The organism is Paenibacillus kribbensis (assembly GCF_002240415.1).
In the GTDB taxonomy this organism is placed as follows: domain Bacteria; phylum Bacillota; class Bacilli; order Paenibacillales; family Paenibacillaceae; genus Paenibacillus; species Paenibacillus kribbensis.
Genome location: NZ_CP020028.1, coordinates 4198135 through 4218219, shown reverse-complemented (window position 1 = coordinate 4218219; position 20085 = coordinate 4198135). Strand labels below are relative to the sequence as shown.

Sequence of the window (20085 nt, the reverse complement as noted above, 5' to 3'; positions counted from 1 at the left end):
TCATTTTTCTTTCGTGATTCTTACAAATTTATTAAGTTCAATGAATAGTTAATAGTTGATTTTCTTCAAGGTAAAAGAGAAGACTGTCTGGTCATAAGGCTTGCTGGTCAATTGAATCTCTCCGTTCATCGTCTCGACCAGTCGTTTGGCAATCGTAAGACCCAGTCCGCTGCCTTGTACCGCCTTATTGCGTGAGTCCTCCAGTGTGTACATACGCTCAAAAACCTTGTCCTGCTCCGGCTCTTGTATGCCTTTCCCACGATCCCATACTTCTATACGCACGGTGTCCTGCTGTTCCGATAGACTCAGTCCCAGCGTCTGGCCGTCCGCCCCGTAGCGAATTGCATTAGAAATCAGATTGTTCAGTACCCGTGCAATGGCTCCTTCGTTTCCCAAGGCATGAACGGGATGCTCCGGGATATCAATATGCACTGCAAACCCCTGTGCGGTCAGCAGATCATAAAACTCCAAAATGCTGCGTCTGCACAGCTCTCCCACCTCCAGCCGTGTTAGTGGAATGTCCGTATCATTGGCCTCCAGCTTCGCCAAGCTAAAAAAACTGCCGATCAGCTCAATCGCTTCGTTTGTTTTTTGACGAATTTTGGATAGCAGCTTTGTACGTTCTTCCGGCAAAATATTCGGATCACCATCCAGCATTTCGGCATATCCAAGCACCACCGTAAGCGGGGTCTTGAGATCGTGCGAAATATTTGAAATCATTTTGCGCATGGCGATTTGGCTTCGGTTGTAATCCACCGACACCCTGAGATTCAGGTCCAGCAGACGGTTGATTTCTGTCATGAGTCGTTGCAGCTCAGCATCACCTGTGACATATAGCAGCTTTTCCGCATGGTTCACCGTCACAATCCGCTCTAGTAGGGTTCGGACATCCTGAATACTGCGCTTGTAGGCCATACGCTCCCGCCAAAGCCATAAAATAACGACGGTTAGGATGATGACGACAATCCATCCCGACATGTTCTCGATGTTCATATCAGCCGTTCTCCCATTTGTAGCCGATCCCCCAAAGCGTCTTAATATGGACAGGGTGGGAGGGATCTTCTTCGATTTTCTCACGCAGACGGCGAATATGGACGTTAATCACGTTCTCGTCGCCCATATAATCCTCTTTCCAGATAAATCCGTATAATTGCGCTTTCGTAAATACCCGGTTCGGATTGGTTACAAACAGCTTGAGAATATCGGATTCTTTGGCGGTTAGCTGAATTTCATTTTCATTGCGAATGACGGTAAAATGATCCAAATCAATATGCAGCTTGCCATAGGTCAAAACTGGTGCTTTCGGTTGTTCCTCCTGCTGTTGCTGACGGGCATATGTAGTGGATCTGCGGATCGCAGACTGAATACGTGCGGTCATTTCCACCATCGAAAAAGGCTTGGCGACATAATCGTCCGCACCAAACCCCAGTCCAAGCGCTTTATCCACGTCGGTATCCTTGGCAGACATAATCAGGATCGGCACCGCGCTGCTGGTTCGGATTCGGCGGATCACTTCCATGCCATCCACCTTCGGCATCATCAAATCCACCAGAACCAGATCGTAGGTGTGACGTTCAAAGGCAGCAAGCCCTTCTTCCCCGTCATAGGCGGTGGTTAGTTTGTAGCCTTCTTTGCTGAGCGCCTTGTGCAGCATTTCGGCGATGGATAGATCGTCTTCAATGAGTAAAATATGCTGTGACATAGGTGTCGAACACCCCTAATGTTTGGATTAAGCTCGTATGACGAACTGTATCTGAATTATATAGAGCAGTGAAGGGGATTTCCATAAAAAATATCAATGAATTTGAGTTGGAGAATTTTCGAAGGAGGTTTAAAGGGCCGTTTTTTTATATGACAGGTGAGAAGTTGACCGAGGTTGGGGAAAAATTGCGAAACCCTTGTGGCTGTAGTAAAATAAGCACATTGTGATTTTGAAAAGCTTGATTCTACTAGCCTTTAACCACAACATGGTGATGTATTGAAATAATGAAAAGAGTGAGGACAATGACGCCACCTCCATTCTTTAACCACAACATGAGATGTACCTAAATATTTTTATCTGCAAGCGCTGAAGTAGATTTTTTACTCCCCCTAACACAAGATGTAATCAACTTAATATCAGCATACTTTCCCCTATATTATACTGAAAGAGTTTACAATCTAATCTTAGGAATAAGGTGTTATGATACCTGGGACATGCTTTATGCAAAAGATCAAGCATGTCGAATCATGAGCTGCGGTACAGGACCGTCAATAAAGGAGAGCAATGATGTTTGTTATACGGGGAACACAAAAACTGCTGAAGGAATGGGATACCGAGCCACTTCACGTTGATATTTATCCGCCTTTAAATAGTTGGCATGCCAGCTTGTTTTTACTGAATCGGAGAAAAAATATTGTGTTTATGCATGATGCAACCCGCTTTAGCATTACGCTGTTTGGCATTAAAAAATCGCAGTACAAAAATCTGCCGACTCTTTTTATTCAAGCCTTGAAGGAATTCATGATCAGCGAAGGCTTTGATGAGCAGATCGTAGAGGCATACACACAGGAAGGCGAGCAGATGCTGGCTACGACGACAAACAGCCATAGTGTGATGAGAACCTTGGAAGAGCTTATTTTTGTCATGAAGGAATTGGATATGGAGCATGGGTGCGAGCTGGAAAAAAACCAATGCAACAACCGGATTGTGTTTAAAACGGTTCAATACCAGTATCCTGTTGATACTTTTAAAGAAGCATTAGAAAAGCATTATAACCTGGAACGTGTTTGAGCGAATTGCTATCTTGGTCAAAAAATAGGCTATCCTGATTTCTAAACAAAAGAGTATCCACCAAGTCCATGCGGGCGGGGATGCTCTTTTTTATCAGTTCATATGATGATAACGCTTGCGATGAAATGAATCATAGCGCAATAAACGGCACACTTTGGTAGAATAAAACATAAAGTATTTGACAGCATAGATCTGACTTAAAAACGGGGGGTACATAACGAGCAATGAAGAGGATTATTGATGTAGCCAAGGAAGCAGGAATTGAAGAAGAGCATTTGGAGACGTATGGAAAATATAAAGCGAAGCTAAATCCGTCCCTGTGGGAGCAGTTGAAGGAACGCCCGAATGGAAAGCTGGTGCTGGTTACGGCGATGAATCCGACTCCAGCGGGAGAAGGAAAAACGCTAACAACCATCGGGCTGTCACAGGCGCTAAATACGTTGGGGCACAAAACCGTTGCTGCGCTGCGTGAGCCGTCTCTTGGACCTTGTTTTGGTATGAAAGGAGGAGCAACTGGGGGAGGGCAGGCCCAGATTGTTCCAGCAGAAGATATTAATCTGCATTTTACAGGTGATATACACGCGATTTCGGCAGCACATAATTTGCTGGCAGCGATGATTGATAACCATTTGTTTCATGGAAATGCTTTGCGGCTGAAGCCGGAACGGATCGTGTGGAAACGGGCTGTAGATATGAATGACCGAAGCCTGCGAAGTATTGTGACCGGATTGGGTACGGGGAATGGAGCGGTGAGAGAAAGCGGCTTTCTGATTACCTCGGCCTCGGAAGTGATGGCGGTATTATGTCTAAGTGAAAATATGAACGATCTTAAAGCGCGATTGGGCCGAATGGTGATTGGATATAACGAGGCGGGCGAAGCGGTAACCGCCGAGGAACTGAACGCGGTGGAAGGCATGGCCGTGCTGCTTCGGGAAGCATTGAAGCCCAATCTAGTACAAACGTTGGAAGGAACGCCGGTCATCGTGCATGGCGGACCTTTTGCGAATATTGCACATGGATGCAGCAGTCTGATCGGTACGAAGCTGGCTTTGAAGCTAGGAGAGGTGGTCCTCACAGAGGCTGGATTCGGGGCCGAACTGGGAGCGGAAAAGTTTTTTGACATCAAGTGCCGTCAGTCCGGTTTGCGGCCAGATGCGGCTGTATTGGTCGTCACCGCCAAAGCACTGAAATATAACGGCGGTGTCTCCAAAAACGAGCTGGATGCGGAAAATCTGGAGCAATTACAGCTTGGCTTAGCCAATATGAACCGACACATATGGAATTTGCAAAAGTTTGGCGTGCCTGTACTGGTAGCGATTAACCATTTTGCAACAGATCATGAAGCTGAACTGGAGCTCATTCGGGCAGAATGCCGTAGGCTGGGTGTACCCGCTGAGCTGTCACAGGTATGGGCGCAGGGAAGCCGTGGGGGAGAACGCTTGGCTCAAAGTCTGCTAAATCTGCTTCAGGAGGACAAAGCCAGCTTCGCACCTTTGTATGATACTGCGCTTGATTTGCCAACGAAAATTGGCATTATTGCGAAGGAGCTTTACGGTGCGGCAGATGTAGTATACACTCCTGCGGCTAAACGGGCGTTGTCCGGTATGGAGCAGCTTGGCTTCGGACAACTGCCTGTGTGCATGGCCAAAACACCCTATTCTTTTTCAGATCAGCCGTCTCTGCTGGGAGCCCCGGAGGGCTTTACGATTCACGTGTCCAGCGCTTCTTTATCCGCAGGCGCAGGCTTTGTAGTGGTGGAAACGGGCAATACCATGACGATGCCTGGACTGCCCAAATCCCCGGCCGCCGAGCATATGTCGCTGGAGGCAGATGGAAGCATTCACGGCCTGATGTAGTATTTTCATGAAAAATACTATCATCTTATAATGACGCGCCAAGCAGCTTGGGCAGGGCGGTGAGCAGCTTTTGCCGGGTCATGGCATCGCTCCAGTTCCAGCGGTCTGCATCTACGAAGTATACCCTGCCCTGGCGCACAGCAGGCAGGCTGCGCCAAAGAGAACTGCTGATCATGCGCTCCAGCGTGCGTCTGGAGTCTGGAGCTGTGGGGACGAGCATAAAAATGCGGTCCCCGGCGTAGTCAGGCAGCTCGTTTGGCTCAATTTCTACGAAGCCGTGTCCCTCGTCGAGCACCTTTTGGATCGGCTCGACAGGTTGAAAGCCCTGCGGGTGGTAGAGGGCTGGCGAAAAGCCGGACATGCCCATGACAAACAACCGATCCCCGTGATCGAAGATGAAGGCGGAGGCTGTTTCCCCGGCTGTGATTACTGTGCCAAGCTGTTGCCACATCTCCAGATTACGGGCAGCGAAGGACAGCCATCGTTCGGCCTCGCGTTCCTTGCCGAGCCAGACGCCAAGCGTGCGCAGCCGTTCCTCCAGCGCGGCGAAGGAGTTGAAGGTGACGGTAGGCGCGATGTTGGCAATACGCTCATATTCCTGTTCATCCGAGTTGGCAAAGATAATCAGATCAGGCTCGAGAGCGCTGGTCAAACGGGTATCCAGCGGAAGTCCGACATCTGCAACGCTTCCCAGACGATGCTTATAGACACTGTATTTACTGAGACGCAGGCTTCCTCCAACGGCTTTGGCCCCTAACGCGAGCAGATCGCCCATCGTTTCTCCATGATAGATGATGCGGCTTGGGCGGCGCGGAATATGAATATGGTGGCCTGTCCAATCCTTGACGCCTACGGAACAGGAAATGTTAAGCGCGTACTGTCCCGGAGGAATTCCGGTCATTTGCCTAAAGCGTCGGTTAAAATAATATTCGTCAGAGAAACCAACCTGACGGGCAATTTCCCGTAAAGGCCGTTTGCATTCCAGCAGTAGCCGCTTGGCATGATTCAAGCGCAGCTCAGTGAGGTAATGCAGCGGCTTTTTGCCTGTCATTTTTCGAAACATTTGCGAGTATTGCCATATGGAAACGTTCGCCTGTTCGGCAAGCTGCTTGACGGTGATAGGCTTTTCATAGTGATTTTCCATATAAGTGATGGTGCCTTCGATGGATGCTGGCAATGCAGAATTGGAGCTGGCTCTATTCCTTGCCTGTTCATGCGATTCGTGCCACAGCAGGAGCAGCTCCTGAAACATGATTTGCTGCTGTAATGCGGACATGGGGTTATGCTGGTGCATCGGTTGTTGGGCGCTATGGAATAATTGCTTGGTCAACTGAATGAGCTTGAAAAAAGAGGAAGCGATGTGCTCACGTGGTCTGGGCAGGACAGGTCCATTATATATGGATGGTATGCCTGTTGTATGTTCACCCAAAGCTGTGTCTGATGGTGGTTCCGATGGCATAGCAATGACCTCGAACGTGATCCGATAGTATTCGGGCACCGTTCCATCAATGGGAGCGATTCGATAGAATTCACCTGGCGTTAGCCAATACCCATGACCTGTATGGAATAGATACTGCTCTTGCCCCATGTCCACCATACCTGTCCCACCGATGAACATAAGCAGGCAGTGAGCTGGAACTGGACATGCGGAAGCTGCAGGCTCACCAACCAGCTCAATCCCCTTAAAATGAAAAAGCAGCGAGTTGGACGGAGGAGGGGGTGAGGACGACAAGAACAGATTCACGGTGTAACGCTCCTTTTATTAAGAATAGTTATCATATGAATCTAAGTATACCTCCTTTCGGTTCAACAAAAAAGAAGCCTATCAACAAGTGTCGATAAGCTTCTTCAGAATTATTTTATGAGCTTGGGCAGTTCTTTCAGCAGCCATTCTCGGGTGGATGCATCACTTTCAGTTTTGCCAATGTCCTGTATATACACATGTCCTTGCTTGACGGCAGGGAGCTGGAGCCACAGCTTGCTTTTCATTAACTGTTCGGTGGATTGCCGGGCTTCCGAACTTGGAGTACTCAATATAAAGATCCGATCTCCGGCGTATTGTCCGATCACTTCTTGCGATATTTGCACGAATCCTTTGTCTTCATCCAGTGCTTTCTGAATAGGAGCTGTAGGCTTGAGCCCGTTCTTTTCGTACAAAATTTGTGACAATCCTGTTCGTCCCATTACGAACAAGCGGTCACCCGGATAGTAGGTAAAGACTGAAGCCGTTTCCCCCGCCTTAACACCGTTTTCGTGAAGCTTGGTCCACATCTCCGCTTCCTTGATTTTATATTGGGCAAGCCAGTCTTCAGCAGCCTTTTTCTTGTTCACAATGTCTCCGAGAAGTAGCAAGCGCTCGTTTATGGGAGCGAAGGTATCGAACATAATCGTAGGGGCAATTTTAGTCAGCGCTGTGTATTGCTTTTCATCCGTATTGCTTGTAATGATCAGATCTGGCTGTAGAGCCAATGATTTTTCCAAATCAATGGGAAACCCTAGGTCCGACACATTCTGAACCTGTTTCTCATATACCTTGCCCTCAATCATGGAAGTCGATGTACCTACAGCTTGTACGCCTAGAACCAACAGGTCCCCATAGTTTTCTCCGAAGTAAGCAATGCGCCCGGGAGCCATCGGAATGTTCACTGTATGTCCCTTATAGTCTGTGTAGGCGCGTGTTGGAGCTGTTTCTAAAGTCTGTGTAGATGCTGCTGATCCTGCTGCGGGTGCTGCTGTGTTACGGTTTGCAGTCTGATTGTCAGATGCGCCGCATCCCAGCAGCAATGCCCCCATAAGAGAGAATAGGCAGATCAGAGCAGTGTATTGTCGAGTAGCTTTCTTGTTGATCATAGTAACCTCCATATGATTGGGTGATTCAAAATTTTGTAAATGAGAATTATTATCACAAAAGCAATGATAAGCGATGGACCCTCAATACTCAATGGACAAACTTGGTCAATGAATCCGATTTTGTACAAAATAAACCTCATGTATTTTTGGTTTGTACAGCCTTCAAAAATCTATTGATTTGTCATTTTTTATGGTATAGAATGTCTTTTTTATACATTTGAAAGGGGTTCAGGAAATGGCATTGTTTATTACATATGTTTTACTTGGTTTTTCTATAGCACTACCTGTAGGTACCATTACGGTTGAAATGACGAAGCAAGGGCTAAAGAATGGATTCATGCATGGATGGATTGTGGGCCTTGGAGGGATGACCATCGATTTGTTATTAATCATTGGTTTATATTTTGGCTTGGCCTCGGTTTTGTCATTACCTGTTGTACAGGTGATCATGTGGCTCATTGGAGCCATATTTTTGTGCTACGTGGGGTACGATAGCATTAAAAATGCGGATCATGATATTGCGCTGGAAGGAGAGAAAAAGACGAAAACATTATTTTCTTCCTATAAAAATGGGCTGCTTGTAGCTGTTTCACCAGGAAATTTAGTGTTCTGGGTGAGTGTTTTTGGGACGGTGCTGGCAAGTTCATTTGATCGGTCAAATACAAGTCAATTCCTGATTGTTGGCTTAGGTATTCTGTTGGGTATTCTTATCCATGATTTAGGCTTGATGACCCTTGTGGCGACAACACGCAAAGCCATGAATCGGACTGCCATCAAGTGGGTTACGATCAGTGCTGGTATGGTTTTGATTGGTTTTTCGGTTTATTTCCTGTATGAATTTGTTTTAAGTATTCAAAAGATTTTATAGCATTACTGCAATAGTTACTGCAATAGATACGCTCAAGCTTGTCATGCCAGTCTGCATAAATCGAACAAGTCCTTCATAGACATGTACTAATTCATTTAAAACATGTGCTGAAGGGGTTGATGACATGCGCCGGATTTCATGGATGCTTGCCATGGTCATGTGTGTAACGCTGCTGCTGGCCGGGTGCGGCAAGAAGAGCGCGGACGATGTGGTTAAAGATTTGAGTGACGTGGTGAGCGACCTGAACAGCTACCACGGTACAGCCTTGATGACGCTGCATACCGGCGACACGCCGCAGGAATACAAGGTGGATATTTCCTACCGCAAGCCGTCCTATTACCGAATTGCCATGACGAACGAGAAAAAAGATGTTACGCAGATCGTACTGCGTAATGATGAGGGTGTATTTGTACTAACGCCCAGCCTGAACAAGAGCTTTCGCTTTAAAAGCGACTGGCCGAATAACCAGGGCCAGGTATATTTGTATGAAACGCTGGTTCGCAGCATTATCGGAGATGCCTCACGTCAGCTGGCTACCGATGATAAATCCTATGTGTTTGATGTGGCAGCGAATTACAACAGCCACGCGCTGGTCAGACAAAAAATATGGCTGTCCAAAAGCAACTATGCACCCACTCAGGTACAGGTTTCGGATGCGAACGCCAAGGTTGTCGTTGATCTGAAATTCGATCAATTTGCGTTTGATACGAAGTTCGACAAGGACTCTTTTGATATGGAGCGCAATATGGCTTCGGGGAAAACGAATACGAAGAGTGAAGGGGCACCATCTTCCGGAGCGGTAGATTCTAGCAGTCAGCTTGATCCTGGCGGTGCAATCGATGGGGCGACTGGCGTGAAGTCCAGCGAAGCCGGACAAGAGCAGGGAACAGCGGGAGATGCGACCCAGCAGCAGACCGGGGAAGCGAAGGTGGATGGAGCTGCTACAGGTGATACTTCGAAACCGGATACAGCAGCCAGCACGGAGCAGCAGCAAAATCCGGAAGCATCTGATGCAGCAACCGGAGCATCGGCGGGTACGGATGCCGCAGAAGCTATGATGGGTGAGTTCGGGTTGATCGAACCGTCCTATACGCCAGCCGGGGTGCAAATCAAGGATACGCCGGAGCTGGAGGAAAATGGTACACACGCGGTAATGTTGCGGTATAGCGGAACGTATAACTATACGATTGTGGAGGCACGTCCAAAAGACAGGGCGGTCGCTCTGAGCGCAGGGGAACTGGTTGATATTGGAGGCAGCTTTGCCGTTCTGACAGGCAGTGAGCAGCAAACCCTGACCTGGATGAATGATGGAATTGAATTCCGAATTACCAGTGCTGACCTGCCTGTGAGCGAAATGATACAAATTGCCGCTTCTATACAGGATCAATCGGGTAAATAAAACCTTATAAGACGGATGCAGACGGTCTGGAGTGTACAATGCTCTGCTGCCGCCCGTATCCGTCTTTTGTTCATTCGCGGTCCAAGATGTGCATCGCTTGTATGTTCTGTTCCTTGTATGTTCTGTTCATTGCAGAGATTGCTAGAGAGGAGGCTGACGAACGTCCCCTGCCATTGACAGCCACGTTTCTGAACATTACCATTAACCTTTAGAAGTAAGGACTTTGCAACATTCCGAATGGTAAAAGGTTATGTTACAGGCTAACAATTGAAGAAGGTGACTGGATTTTGCAAGCACAATACAGATCGACCCGGGCTGAAATCAACCTGGATCACCTTGGCGCCAACTATGAAGCTTTTCGCAAGGCATTGCCAGCGGACAAGCTGATGCTGGTCTGTGTCAAGGCTAACGCCTACGGACACGGTGCCGTGGAAATTTCAAAGGAATTGGAACGTCTGGGTGTGGATTATTTGAGCGTCGCTTTTTTGGATGAGGCTTTGGAGCTTCGTCATGCGGGGATTGAATTGCCGATCCTTGTGCTCGGGTATACCTCACCAGAAGCTGTACAAGCGGCATGGGAGCATGACATTTCACTAACGGTATTCAGTGAGGAAGTGCTGGAGGGTATCCGCCGCTTGGACCGCAAAGGAAGCGAACGCAAGCTGAAGGTGCACATCAAAATAGACAGCGGCATGGGAAGACTGGGGCTACTACCCGGAGAGAAGGCTGTTGCTTTTGTCCGGCAGGTCGAAGGGTTAGAGCAAGTGCAGCTGGAAGGCATGTACACCCATTTTGCCCGCGCGGATGAAGAAGACAAAAGCTATACACTGCTTCAATATGATCGGTTTCGGGGTGTGGTGGAAGCGCTAAGGGAACATGGTATTGCCATTCCCATTATACATACGGGCAACAGCGCGGCCAGCATTGATACCCCTTCGCTTTCCCCTAACTTGGTACGAATTGGTATCAGTATATACGGACTGTATCCGTCTGATGAGGTGAACCGTCAAGCTATCGAACTGTTGCCTGTGCTGTCATTGAAGACGGCGGTGGTTTATACCAAGTCGCTTCCTCCCGGCTGGGGGATTAGCTATGGCACCCGGTATGTGACCTCCACAGAGGAGCAGATTGGTACCTTGCCAATCGGCTACGCGGATGGATACTCCCGCATGCTGAGCGGGAAGGTCGAAGTATTGATACGCGGACGCCGTGTCCCGGTACTCGGTACAATATGCATGGACCAGTGTATGGTTTCCTTACAATCTTTCGCAGAGGATGCGGAGGAAATTCAAATCGGCGAAGAGGTTGTTCTCATCGGTCAGCAGTCCGGCGAAATGATTGCGGCGGATGAGCTGGCATCCAAGCTTGGTACGATCCACTATGAAGTGATCTGCATGATTGCAGACAGGGTACCGCGTGTATATACACGCGGCAATGTTCCTGTTGTTCGAGTGAATTCGCTTCTTCCAACCCGCTGGAATTAATTTCATAACGTAAATTACCGGAGAAAAGCAGGAGTTTTCGCAGAACGTCCCGAAATATGTACAAAGGAAAGAAAAGAAGGCTATAGCTGTCAAAAAACGCATCAGGCTCCGCTGACACTTGTATTTCGGGGATCAAACGCCTGTACGAAATCGAACTGCGTAGTTTATAATGGAATGCAGCATAGATGATATACGAATATCATATACATTCTCTTGTATTCCGTTTGAATAAATTACCGGGAATAACGTTATAATGGTACAATGGCGACAAGGTTTTGGGGGTGGAAGAGAAGTTGGCCAATTTGCAGAACACCAAAAGAATAATGATCAGTTTGCCGGATCATCTCTTGCAGGAAGTGGATGGGATCGTAGCTATGGAAAATTCCAACCGTAGTGAATTTATTAGGCAGGCCATGAAGCTGTATGTAGGCGAACGTAAAAAACGTTACATTCGTGAAGCGATGCAGCGTGGGTACATGGAAATGGCTAAAATTAACTTGACCATGGCATCCGAAGCCTTTCACGCGGAGGAAGATGCTAACAGCACCTTGGGCCGTACAGTTAGCGGGGTGTAATCCATATTGATCGTAAAGCGCGGCGACGTTTTTTTTGCAGACCTTTCACCCGTAGTCGGTTCCGAGCAAGGTGGCGTCAGACCAGTGCTGATCATTCAAAATGATATCGGCAACCGGTTCAGTCCTACCGTGATCGTGGCAGCCATCACCGCCCAGATTCAGAAGGCAAAGCTGCCCACGCATGTGGAGATCGACGCGGCAACGCATGGCTTTGATCGCGATTCTGTCGTTCTTCTGGAGCAAATTCGGACGATCGACAAACAAAGGCTCACCGACAAAATCACCCATTTGGATGAAGAAACCATGCGCAAAGTGAGCGATTCGCTTCAAATCAGTCTTGGTTTGATTGATTTTTAGCATATTGGAACGACGAGTGAAACGGGAAAAGGGCAGCGCTTGGGCGCTGTCCTTTTGCATGTCCGATGAAAATGCAGGCAGGGCCTTGCTTTAACGTCACCTGCTGGCGCTTTGAATCTTTTTTTGTGATAATGAAAGACATAGTGTATGACAAGAGCTGTAAGGAAGAAGGGATAGGTTTGTCTAACGAGGAAACGAAAACGGAAATCGGACAGGGGCCGAACGAAGCAGAACGCCAGGAGCGGATTGTCAAACAAGTGGCGAGAGAGCTGTCGCTGGCACTCAAGCAAATCCGGACAACGATCAGTTTGCTGGATGAAGGAAATACGATTCCTTTTATCGCACGATATCGTAAGGAAATGACAGGAGAGCTGGACGAAAACCAGCTGCGTGAAATTGAAGACCGTGTGCTGTATTTACGTAATCTGGAGGATCGTAAGGTAGAGGTCATCCGCATCATTGAGGAGCAGGGCAAGCTGACTGAAGAACTCCAAGCCGCTATCACCTCTGCGGTCAAGCTTCAGGAAGTGGAGGATTTGTACCGCCCTTATCGGCAAAAGCGCAAAACCCGCGCGAGTGTGGCGAAGGAACGTGGATTGGAGCCGCTGTCTATCTGGATCTGGGGCCAGCCGAAGCAGGGCGATGCTCTGAAAGAAGCTGAATCCTATGTGAATGCAGAGCTGGGAGTCGAAAGCGCCGAAGCGGCTATTCAGGGAGCTTTGGACATTTTAGCGGAAAATATGGCAGACGATGCGACGATTCGCCAATGGGTGCGTCGATATACACTCGACCATGGCATGTTGACCTCCGAAGCGAAGGACGCGGAGCAAGAGTCTGTGTATGAGAACTATTACAGCTATCGTGAGCTGGCCAAGAAAATGCCGCCTCACCGCATTCTGGCGATTAACCGCGGGGAACGTGAAGGCATTCTTAAGGTCGGACTGGAGGTCGTGCCAGATTCGATTTACAATTACATGGCAGGTCAAGTGATTAAAGGCTCGTCAGTTGTGGAGGAGTTGTTGCGCGGCGTCATTGAGGATGCGTATAAAAGACTTATCGCGCCATCGATTGAGCGTGAGGTGCGCGCCGAAATGACGGAGAAGGGCGAGCAGCAAGCCATCTCTATCTTTGCAGGCAACCTGCGCAGCCTGCTGCTGCAGGCTCCGATCAAAGGCCGCCGTGTGCTTGGTGTCGATCCGGCATACCGGACAGGCTGCAAGCTGGCGGTTGTCGACGACACGGGCAAGCTGCTGGAAGTGGCCGTGACCTATCCGACACCGCCGAACAATAAGAAGCGCGAGGCTGCCGAGAAGTTCAAGCAGCTGATTGCAGAGTACGACATTGAACTGATCGTCATTGGTAACGGAACCGCTTCGCGTGAGACAGAGCAATTCGTAGCTGAAGTCATCGCGGAGATTGGCGACAGCAACCTGGCGTACCTGATTGTCAATGAGGCGGGCGCGAGCGTCTATTCCGCCTCCAAGCTTGCGCAGGAGGAGTTTCCAGATTTGGACGTGGCTGAGCGCAGTGCGGCCTCCATCGCGCGTCGTGTGCAGGACCCGCTGGCTGAGCTGGTCAAAATTGAGCCCAAAGCCATTGGGGTAGGCCAATACCAGCATGATGTATCGCAGAAGCATCTGGACGAAAGCTTGAAGGATGTTGTAGAATCGGCCGTTAACCATGTCGGTGTAGATGTGAACACCGCTTCCCCGGCACTGTTGTCCTATGTAGCAGGAATTAACGCGACGATTGCCAAAAATATCGTCAAGTACCGTGAAGAAAACGGTAAATTCAGCAACCGTCGTCAGCTGCAAAAAGTCCCGCGTCTTGGTGCAAAAACCTACGAGCAATCCATTGGCTTTATCCGTATACCGGGTGGAGAAAATCCGTTGGACCGCACGCCGATTCACCCTGAATCGTATGCTGTAGTAGACCGCTTGTTGGCTGAGCTGGGTATCAGTGCCCACGATTTGGGTACGAAGGCTGCGGAGCAAGCATTGAACATCTCCAGCATCGAGCAGTTGGCTGTTAAGCTGGAGGTTGGTGTCCCGACGTTGCGGGATATTTTGGAGAGCCTCCAGCGTCCGGGGCGTGACCCGCGTGATGAACTGCCGTTGCCGGTATTTCGCAAGGATGTGCTGAAGATCGAAGATCTGGCACCTGGTATGGAGCTGCAGGGAACCGTCCGCAATGTCATTGATTTTGGCGCCTTTGTCGATATCGGTATTAAAAGTGACGGATTAGTTCATATTTCGCAGCTGCGCAGCGGCTTCGTGAAGCATCCGATGGATGTCGTATCTGTCGGTGATAATGTAACGGTATGGGTGCTGAATGTCGATTTGAAAAAGGGCAGAGTGGGTCTGACGATGAAACCTCCAGCAGAGGCGCAATCGCAGGCATAATACTTCAAAAAAAGCCGGAATCTCCGAACCGCATCGGGGACTCCGGCTTTCATTTTTGATGCCTTCGCGTTTAGCCATTGTTGGCATCAAACTCTACGCCAGGGGCTTTATGATAAAAAAACCAACAATCGTTTAACAGTTTGATTTGACGACGGTCCTTTTTGTAAAAGGCCCGCATAAGCTGGTTGCTGAGCCATTGAGGCAAGCCAATCTCCTCCTCCGCGTTACTTTTTGTATGTTTAGCATATGGGATGAGTACCTAAAGTGTGCTTCTGAATTGGGGTTAGACTTCGATCGTTATTTTGTAATATGCTTGTCAGTATGGGACAAAGGAGGAGAAAAGCAAGGATGGAGTCCAAGTCCATGAGTAATGAGGAGCTTCAGGAGTGGGTGGAGCATATTTCGCTGGAAAGCTTCGGTGTGCCATTTAAGCATCAAGCTCGCTTCAATGCGCGCCTGTCTTCTACAGGTGGGCGGTATTTTATGAAAAGTCATCATATTGAAATTAATCCACATCAGCTTGCAGCCTTCGGACGATCTGAGGTGGAAAAAATTATTAAGCATGAGTTGTGCCACTATCATTTGCATCTGCGCGGAATGGGCCACCGGCATCGGGATGCAGATTTCAAGGCATGGCTGGCCCGTGTAGGGGGAAGCAGGCATTGTCAGACCCTGCCGGGAAGATTGGAGCGGAAGCCGCGGCCTTATCGTTACAAACTGGTGTGCGTTTCCTGTGGACAGGAATACTTGCGGAAGCGTAAAATGAATCCACAGCATTACCGCTGTGGTAAATGTGGAAGTAAACTCCGTTTGTTAGCACTTGACGGCACCCCCTGAATCATGGTAAATTAACCATACTGTATGAATATTTACAGTAATGTTCCCTGATAGCTCAGTTGGTAGAGCACTCGACTGTTAATCGAGTTGTCACAGGTTCGAGTCCTGTTCGGGGAGCCATGGAGAGGTACCCAAGTGGCTATAAGGGGACCCTCTGCTAAGGGGTTAGGCTGCGAAAGCGGTGCGAGGGTTCGAATCCCTCTCTCTCCGTTTGTTTTTTGTAACAGAAAAGGACGCTCGTATGTATCGAAATGATGCTTGCGAGTGTCCTTTTTGTATATAACCCTTTTTGTCTATAATCCGTTTTGAAAATAACGATGATCGGAAAAATGTGTATAAGCCGGACTGGAAAATGTACATAATATCGCGGATTAGGCGGAATGGTGGTGAATTTTCAGTTTACAATGTCAGCCTCAGCCTCGACGGTTTTGAGTATATTCAACAGTGCATGAGCGACGCCATCCTCCACATTGGTCAGGGTCACTTTGGAACAGATGGCCTTGATGTCGTCTTTTGCATTGCCCATGGCGATGCCCTTCCCTGCCATCGTCAGCATGGAAATATCATTATAGCTGTCCCCGATCGCCACGGTCTCCTGCATGGGAATGCCCAGATGATTCGCCAGATAACGCAATGCATTGCCTTTGGATGCATCCTTATGCTCGACTTCAAAGTTACGGTCTGAGGAAATGACCATGTTTAGAGTGCCGAAATTTCGGTAACGCTCACGACCCCGATCCAGCTTGGCTTGATCAAAGGAGAAGCAGAGCACGTTATAAATCTCCACATCCAGTGGAATGTCCTCGTATGAGGTGATGCGGATAAGCCCTGTCTGTTCATATTGCTTTTCGGCTGCGTGTAATAAAGTGTTCAGCGAAATATCGGGATTGGCGCTTAGCAGACGGTCCATTTCCACGGCAAGCAATTGATGTCCGTATTGTGGGGAATAAATTGCGCGGTCTGTCATGACCTCATAGTAAAAATCGTTTTCGCGCAGCCAGCTCAACACTTCAAAGGTTTCATCTCGGTCCATGGGTGTAGAGGTTAGCTGGCGGCGTTGTGTATCGTGTACGGTCGCGCCGTTTGCTCCAATGACGGGGGCTACAAGTCCAGCTTCCTCTAGCTTTGTCCAGGCATCATAAGACGCTCTGCCAGTAGCAATCGCCACCTGGATGCCTTGCTGCTGTGCTTGGCGTATAGCCTCCGCGTTCACTTTGCTTATTTTTCCTTCCTCATTCAGTAGTGTTCCATCCATATCAATCGCAAACAGTTTCATTTCTCCATCTCCTGTCTTTTTATCGGCTTCATTTTCTATGAGGGGACAATAACCTCAATATCATGATGTTGAAAAATGTCCAACATATCCGGATCTGGCAAGCGGTCGGTGATCACGATATTGATTTCGGATAGATCGGCAAAGCGGTAAGGGAATTTTTTACCGAATTTTGAATGGTCTGCAAGGACAATCACCTGATCTGCCTGTTTCATCATCTGATGCTTCAGCATACCGTCCTCTTCATGAATCAGACTCAATCCATGGGCAGATATACCTCCAATCCCGATAAAGGCTTTGTCTACAAAATAGTGGGACAAGGTGGCGATGACAGAGGAGCCGTATACGTATCGGTGTTCTTTTTGCAGATGTCCTCCCAAGAGATGAATGGATACACCGTCTTTTCTGGACAGCACGTCAGCCTGATTAATGGAATTGGTGATGACCGAACATTCCTGCACATTTAGTTTTTCTGCACACGCCTGCACGGTAGTGGAGGAATCCAGTATGATACGATCCTTATTTCGTACCAAGCTGGCTGCCAGTTGTCCAATCACTTGCTTTTCCTCGGATACAGTGAGCAGTCTTTCATTATAATTACTAATGGAATCGTGATGGAATGAAGGGAGAATAGCGCCGCCGCGGGTACGAATAATCTTCTGATGCTCCTCCAGCTTTACCAAGTCGCGACGGGCTGTATCTCGCGATACATTAAAAATTTCGCAAATATCGTCCACCGAAATGCGTTTATGAAGCTTTAAGTAATTAACGATTTGAATCATTCGTTCTTCCTGATACATAGGTAAGCTCCTTTGGTATAAAATGATTTCGGTTTATGTAAGTGATTATAAGTAAATGTAAGTTAATTTGCAATAAATTATCTATAAACTCCTGAAAATTAGCTGTACTGAGATACAGTCCGTAAGTGAAGATGCGTTTTTAATTTAGAAAATGACTTATATAAAAATTTCAAAATTAAGTATTGCCATTCTGTAATCTATTTGATATACTCTTTCTTGTCGCCAAGTTGGCGTACAAAAATGAGGCCCGTTGGTCAAGGGGTTAAGACACCTCCCTTTCACGGAGGTAACAGGGGTTCGAATCCCCTACGGGTCATTGTTGTCTTTATAGACTACATGTTGCATGCTTGGCGGAAATTCCTGAGGTCTGGTTTAATGGCGGACAGCTTGGATGAACAGCATGAGCCATTAGCTCAGTTGGTAGAGCACCTGACTTTTAATCAGGGTGTCGAAGGTTCGAGTCCTTCATGGCTCACCATTTATTTTTGTTATGCGGTCGTGGTGGAATGGCAGACACGCTATCTTGAGGGGGTAGTGAGCGTACGCTCGTGGAGGTTCGAGTCCTCTCGACCGCATCAATGGAATGAACGGAAAAGTCTCTCGCAGTAGAGGCTTTTTTTGTTTGTTTAGTGATGTATGAAGTAATGATTATGAAGAAATAATGATTCCATAGTATAATATAACGCCATAATGTTATAGAATGATAAGTATAAACTTATGAAGTGACGGTGAAAAATATGGACAATCAACTGTTAGGGAATATATCAGAAAATATTTTGGGCTTGTTTCCGATTGTGAAGAAGAAATTTTTCACCTACGGTCCGCTTGATTTCCCATTGCATTTGTCGCCTAATAACTTTCAGGTATTGCTGCTGCTGCGAGAAGTACGTTCGTCTACCGTATCTGATTTGTCCAAACAGCTTAATGTCTCACGTCCGAACATGACTCCTCTTCTGGATAAGCTGGTGGAGCATGGGTTGGCTGACCGCCAGTCGTGTGACTCGGATCGCAGAGTCGTGAATGTGGCAATTACAGAAGAAGGCGACGCTTTTTGTGAACAGGTATTCCATACCTTTTCCGGTAAAATTCAAGAGAGACTGGTGTTTCTGCCGGAAGAAGATTTATTGCACTTGAGCGAAACTTTGAATGAATTGAAGCAGATTTTACTTAAAATCGACAACCCTACTTCGTAATTGGTGTACACAAGCTGACTAAAGGCCGCCGTTTTCTTCGGAAAATGGGCGGTTTTTGTTGCATATTGTGGTATAATGAAAACCAACATACATAATTCGGCAATTTTGGCACACGTGATCTTTGAAATGGGAACAGGGCACATGATATCGTTATTTGAGAGCCTGCTAGGGAGGAAGGGACTTCTATGCAATCTATTTACCAACGTATTGAGCAACTTATCAAGGAACGAGGGATGACCAAAAAAGCGTTCTGCGAGCAGTTGGGTATTAGTACGGGAAACTTTGGAGATTGGAAAAGAGGAAAAACGACGCCAGGCACGAATAAACTCATTGAAATCGCTTCGTTTTTTAATGCCAGTCTGGATTGGATCATGCTGGGACGAGATGTACGGGGTGAGGCACTGAAGGAGTCAAAAGACCCTTATTTTTTTGAGGCTTCAGGGCAACTGGATTGCCAGGGGGAACCGCTCAGTGAGGCAGAAAAGGATTTTATACTTGAGTATATTGAATTTACTCGTTTTCGTAAAGAGAAAAAACAAGGCAATTCAACTGCCAAATCATGATTTGCTTGAGGTTTAAGATGAAATTTCATTCGTAAAAGTTATAGTTTCGGAGGGGAAAAATTTTGGGAGATCAAACTATTTATCAGCGGATTGAAGCTTTGATTAAGGACCGGGGAATGACCAAGAAGGCGTTTTGTGAAAAGCTTAAAATCAGTTCAGGGAATCTTGGTGATTGGAGAAGAGGGAAAACAACACCGGGTACGATGCATCTAATTCAGATTTCGGACTTTTTTAACGTATCTCTCGACTGGTTAATGAAAGGGATCAAGCCGGGAGAAGGCGTGCTCCAGGAGCAAAAGGCTGCTTATTTTTTTTGGGGTGATGGGGCCATTGAATTGCCAGGCAGAGGATCTGGAAGCAGAAGAACAGAATTTTATTTTAGAATATGTTGAATTTGCAAAATACCGTAAGCAAAAAAGAGAGAATAACAAAGCAAATCCGGAATGATCTCCTAGCTTGAGATTTCCCGGATTGAAAACCCGTAAAACGGACTGGTGGGTTCGAATTACGAGTTTATTTGGGTTTTAGAGTGGTGATGCCTCCTTATAGTCGTTATCATCAATGTTCAGAATTGCAGCAACTTTTTTTCTGTACCTTTGTGCTTTGCGGGTGCCATGAATCAGATTGGATAAACGTGAAGGCGGAATGTTGTGTGTCTCGCAAAATGTTTTCTGATCCAGTCGAAGTTCGACAAGCCGTTGTTTGATGGCCCACCCGAAGGAGGTGACAGGCATTTTGTTGTTCAAGAGAAATCGCCCCTTACGGATTCTTGCGGAATAATTGGTGTGTTATAATAATCATCAGTAAACATGTTAGAATTAACCATCTGAAACCATGATACACTTTTATACGTGT

Annotated in this window: 19 protein-coding genes, 5 tRNA genes and 1 pseudogene; 17 read left to right on the top strand and 8 right to left on the bottom strand. The window is 47.4% G+C overall.

Going from position 1 to position 20085, the window contains the following annotated elements; genetic code table 11:
* Positions 1–48 precede the first annotated feature (48 nt).
* A complete protein-coding gene (locus B4V02_RS18805) occupies positions 49–993 on the bottom strand; it encodes a sensor histidine kinase (RefSeq protein WP_094155932.1) in 945 nt (314 codons plus the stop codon).
* Between the two features lies 1 nt (position 994).
* Positions 995–1702 carry a response regulator transcription factor gene (locus tag B4V02_RS18800; protein ID WP_094155931.1) on the bottom strand — a complete coding sequence of 236 codons (708 nt, stop codon included), beginning with the start codon at positions 1700–1702 and terminating at the stop codon, positions 995–997.
* Between the two features lie 567 nt (positions 1703–2269).
* On the opposite strand from B4V02_RS18800, the gene B4V02_RS18795 reads away from it, so the two are divergent.
* Together B4V02_RS18795 and B4V02_RS18790 are read left to right on the top strand one after the other, a co-directional pair.
* Positions 2270–2773 (top strand): DUF6933 domain-containing protein, encoded by a 504-nt coding sequence (locus tag B4V02_RS18795; RefSeq protein WP_007429326.1) that lies wholly within the window; start codon positions 2270–2272, stop codon positions 2771–2773.
* A gap of 224 nt (positions 2774–2997) precedes the next feature.
* Positions 2998–4629 (top strand): formate--tetrahydrofolate ligase, encoded by a 1632-nt coding sequence (locus B4V02_RS18790; RefSeq protein WP_094155930.1) that lies wholly within the window; start codon positions 2998–3000, stop codon positions 4627–4629.
* Positions 4630–4654: 25 nt separating this feature from the next.
* On the opposite strand, the gene B4V02_RS18785 is transcribed toward B4V02_RS18790, so the two are convergent.
* Both B4V02_RS18785 and B4V02_RS18780 read right to left on the bottom strand, forming a co-directional pair.
* Positions 4655–6373, bottom strand: coding sequence for an AraC family transcriptional regulator (locus tag B4V02_RS18785; protein WP_094155929.1), 1719 nt, complete (start codon positions 6371–6373; stop codon positions 4655–4657).
* Between the two features lie 110 nt (positions 6374–6483).
* The gene (locus B4V02_RS18780) at positions 6484–7479 is read right to left on the bottom strand and encodes an ABC transporter substrate-binding protein (protein WP_094155928.1); all 996 of its coding nucleotides are present in this window, start codon (positions 7477–7479) and stop codon (positions 6484–6486) included.
* Positions 7480–7714: 235 nt separating this feature from the next.
* Here B4V02_RS18780 and B4V02_RS18775 point away from each other — a divergent pair, with 235 nt between their 5' ends.
* The 6 genes from B4V02_RS18775 to B4V02_RS18750 all read left to right on the top strand — a co-directional run bounded on the left by B4V02_RS18775 (position 7715) and on the right by B4V02_RS18750 (position 14564).
* Positions 7715–8347 (top strand): LysE family translocator, encoded by a 633-nt coding sequence (locus tag B4V02_RS18775; RefSeq protein ID WP_094155927.1) that lies wholly within the window; start codon positions 7715–7717, stop codon positions 8345–8347.
* Positions 8348–8471: 124 nt separating this feature from the next.
* On the top strand, positions 8472–9746 hold the full coding sequence (locus B4V02_RS18770) for an outer membrane lipoprotein-sorting protein (RefSeq protein WP_094155926.1): 1275 nt from the start codon (positions 8472–8474) through the stop codon (positions 9744–9746).
* 287 nt (positions 9747–10033) lie between these two features.
* Positions 10034–11230, top strand: coding sequence for an alanine racemase (gene alr, locus B4V02_RS18765; protein WP_094155925.1), 1197 nt, complete (start codon positions 10034–10036; stop codon positions 11228–11230).
* Between the two features lie 293 nt (positions 11231–11523).
* Positions 11524–11805 (top strand): CopG family ribbon-helix-helix protein, encoded by a 282-nt coding sequence (locus B4V02_RS18760; protein ID WP_007429334.1) that lies wholly within the window; start codon positions 11524–11526, stop codon positions 11803–11805.
* A gap of 6 nt (positions 11806–11811) precedes the next feature.
* Positions 11812–12162 (top strand): type II toxin-antitoxin system PemK/MazF family toxin, encoded by a 351-nt coding sequence (locus B4V02_RS18755; RefSeq protein WP_007429335.1) that lies wholly within the window; start codon positions 11812–11814, stop codon positions 12160–12162.
* Between the two features lie 179 nt (positions 12163–12341).
* The gene (locus B4V02_RS18750; protein ID WP_094155924.1) at positions 12342–14564 is read left to right on the top strand and encodes a Tex family protein; all 2223 of its coding nucleotides are present in this window, start codon (positions 12342–12344) and stop codon (positions 14562–14564) included.
* A gap of 70 nt (positions 14565–14634) precedes the next feature.
* On the opposite strand, the gene cmpA is transcribed toward B4V02_RS18750, so the two are convergent.
* Positions 14635–14769 carry a cortex morphogenetic protein CmpA gene (cmpA, locus tag B4V02_RS18745; RefSeq protein WP_007429337.1) on the bottom strand — a complete coding sequence of 45 codons (135 nt, stop codon included), beginning with the start codon at positions 14767–14769 and terminating at the stop codon, positions 14635–14637.
* 143 nt (positions 14770–14912) lie between these two features.
* Here cmpA and B4V02_RS18740 point away from each other — a divergent pair, with 143 nt between their 5' ends.
* The 3 genes from B4V02_RS18740 to B4V02_RS18730 all read left to right on the top strand — a co-directional run bounded on the left by B4V02_RS18740 (position 14913) and on the right by B4V02_RS18730 (position 15611).
* The gene (locus B4V02_RS18740) at positions 14913–15401 is read left to right on the top strand and encodes a SprT family protein (protein WP_094155923.1); all 489 of its coding nucleotides are present in this window, start codon (positions 14913–14915) and stop codon (positions 15399–15401) included.
* A 44-nt stretch (positions 15402–15445) separates the two neighbouring features.
* A tRNA-Asn gene (locus B4V02_RS18735) sits at positions 15446–15521 on the top strand.
* Position 15522: 1 nt separating this feature from the next.
* Positions 15523–15611 (top strand) — tRNA-Ser (locus tag B4V02_RS18730).
* 184 nt (positions 15612–15795) lie between these two features.
* Here the strand turns inward: B4V02_RS18730 and B4V02_RS18725 are convergent.
* Both B4V02_RS18725 and B4V02_RS18720 read right to left on the bottom strand, forming a co-directional pair.
* Complete coding sequence (locus B4V02_RS18725; RefSeq protein WP_094155922.1) at positions 15796–16677, bottom strand: Cof-type HAD-IIB family hydrolase; 882 nt, start codon at positions 16675–16677, stop codon at positions 15796–15798.
* 35 nt (positions 16678–16712) lie between these two features.
* On the bottom strand, positions 16713–17474 hold the full coding sequence (locus B4V02_RS18720) for a DeoR/GlpR family DNA-binding transcription regulator (protein ID WP_094155921.1): 762 nt from the start codon (positions 17472–17474) through the stop codon (positions 16713–16715).
* Positions 17475–17718: 244 nt separating this feature from the next.
* On the opposite strand from B4V02_RS18720, the gene B4V02_RS18715 reads away from it, so the two are divergent.
* From B4V02_RS18715 to B4V02_RS18690, 6 genes and pseudogenes are all read left to right on the top strand, one after another.
* A tRNA-Glu gene (locus tag B4V02_RS18715) sits at positions 17719–17790 on the top strand.
* A gap of 86 nt (positions 17791–17876) precedes the next feature.
* Positions 17877–17952: transfer RNA gene (locus B4V02_RS18710), tRNA-Lys, on the top strand.
* Between the two features lie 14 nt (positions 17953–17966).
* A tRNA-Leu gene (locus tag B4V02_RS18705) sits at positions 17967–18049 on the top strand.
* 162 nt (positions 18050–18211) lie between these two features.
* Positions 18212–18667 (top strand): MarR family winged helix-turn-helix transcriptional regulator, encoded by a 456-nt coding sequence (locus B4V02_RS18700; RefSeq protein ID WP_007429341.1) that lies wholly within the window; start codon positions 18212–18214, stop codon positions 18665–18667.
* 185 nt (positions 18668–18852) lie between these two features.
* Positions 18853–19230, top strand: a complete 378-nt coding sequence (locus B4V02_RS18695; RefSeq protein ID WP_007429342.1) for a helix-turn-helix domain-containing protein — start codon at positions 18853–18855, stop codon at positions 19228–19230.
* A gap of 62 nt (positions 19231–19292) precedes the next feature.
* Positions 19293–19677 (top strand): annotated as a pseudogene (locus tag B4V02_RS18690) (helix-turn-helix domain-containing protein).
* Positions 19678–19754: 77 nt separating this feature from the next.
* On the opposite strand, the gene B4V02_RS18685 reads toward B4V02_RS18690, so the two are convergent.
* Complete coding sequence (locus B4V02_RS18685) at positions 19755–19976, bottom strand: hypothetical protein (RefSeq protein WP_007429344.1); 222 nt, start codon at positions 19974–19976, stop codon at positions 19755–19757.
* Positions 19977–20085 lie beyond the last annotated feature (109 nt).

Bases quoted from the DNA above. Each gene is read 5' to 3' on its own strand.
- B4V02_RS18805 (WP_094155932.1), bottom strand. From the start codon at position 993: ATGAACATCGAGAACATGTCGGGATGGATTGTCGTCATCATCCTAACC.
- B4V02_RS18800 (WP_094155931.1), bottom strand. From the start codon at position 1,702: ATGTCACAGCATATTTTACTCATTGAAGACGATCTATCCATCGCCGAA.
- B4V02_RS18795 (WP_007429326.1), top strand. From the start codon at position 2,270: ATGTTTGTTATACGGGGAACACAAAAACTGCTGAAGGAATGGGATACC.
- B4V02_RS18790 (WP_094155930.1), top strand. From the start codon at position 2,998: ATGAAGAGGATTATTGATGTAGCCAAGGAAGCAGGAATTGAAGAAGAG.
- B4V02_RS18780 (WP_094155928.1), bottom strand. From the start codon at position 7,479: ATGATCAACAAGAAAGCTACTCGACAATACACTGCTCTGATCTGCCTA.
- B4V02_RS18775 (WP_094155927.1), top strand. From the start codon at position 7,715: ATGGCATTGTTTATTACATATGTTTTACTTGGTTTTTCTATAGCACTA.
- B4V02_RS18770 (WP_094155926.1), top strand. From the start codon at position 8,472: ATGCGCCGGATTTCATGGATGCTTGCCATGGTCATGTGTGTAACGCTG.
- B4V02_RS18740 (WP_094155923.1), top strand. From the start codon at position 14,913: ATGGAGTCCAAGTCCATGAGTAATGAGGAGCTTCAGGAGTGGGTGGAG.
- B4V02_RS18725 (WP_094155922.1), bottom strand. From the start codon at position 16,677: ATGAAACTGTTTGCGATTGATATGGATGGAACACTACTGAATGAGGAA.
- B4V02_RS18720 (WP_094155921.1), bottom strand. From the start codon at position 17,474: ATGTATCAGGAAGAACGAATGATTCAAATCGTTAATTACTTAAAGCTT.
- B4V02_RS18700 (WP_007429341.1), top strand. From the start codon at position 18,212: ATGGACAATCAACTGTTAGGGAATATATCAGAAAATATTTTGGGCTTG.
- B4V02_RS18695 (WP_007429342.1), top strand. From the start codon at position 18,853: ATGCAATCTATTTACCAACGTATTGAGCAACTTATCAAGGAACGAGGG.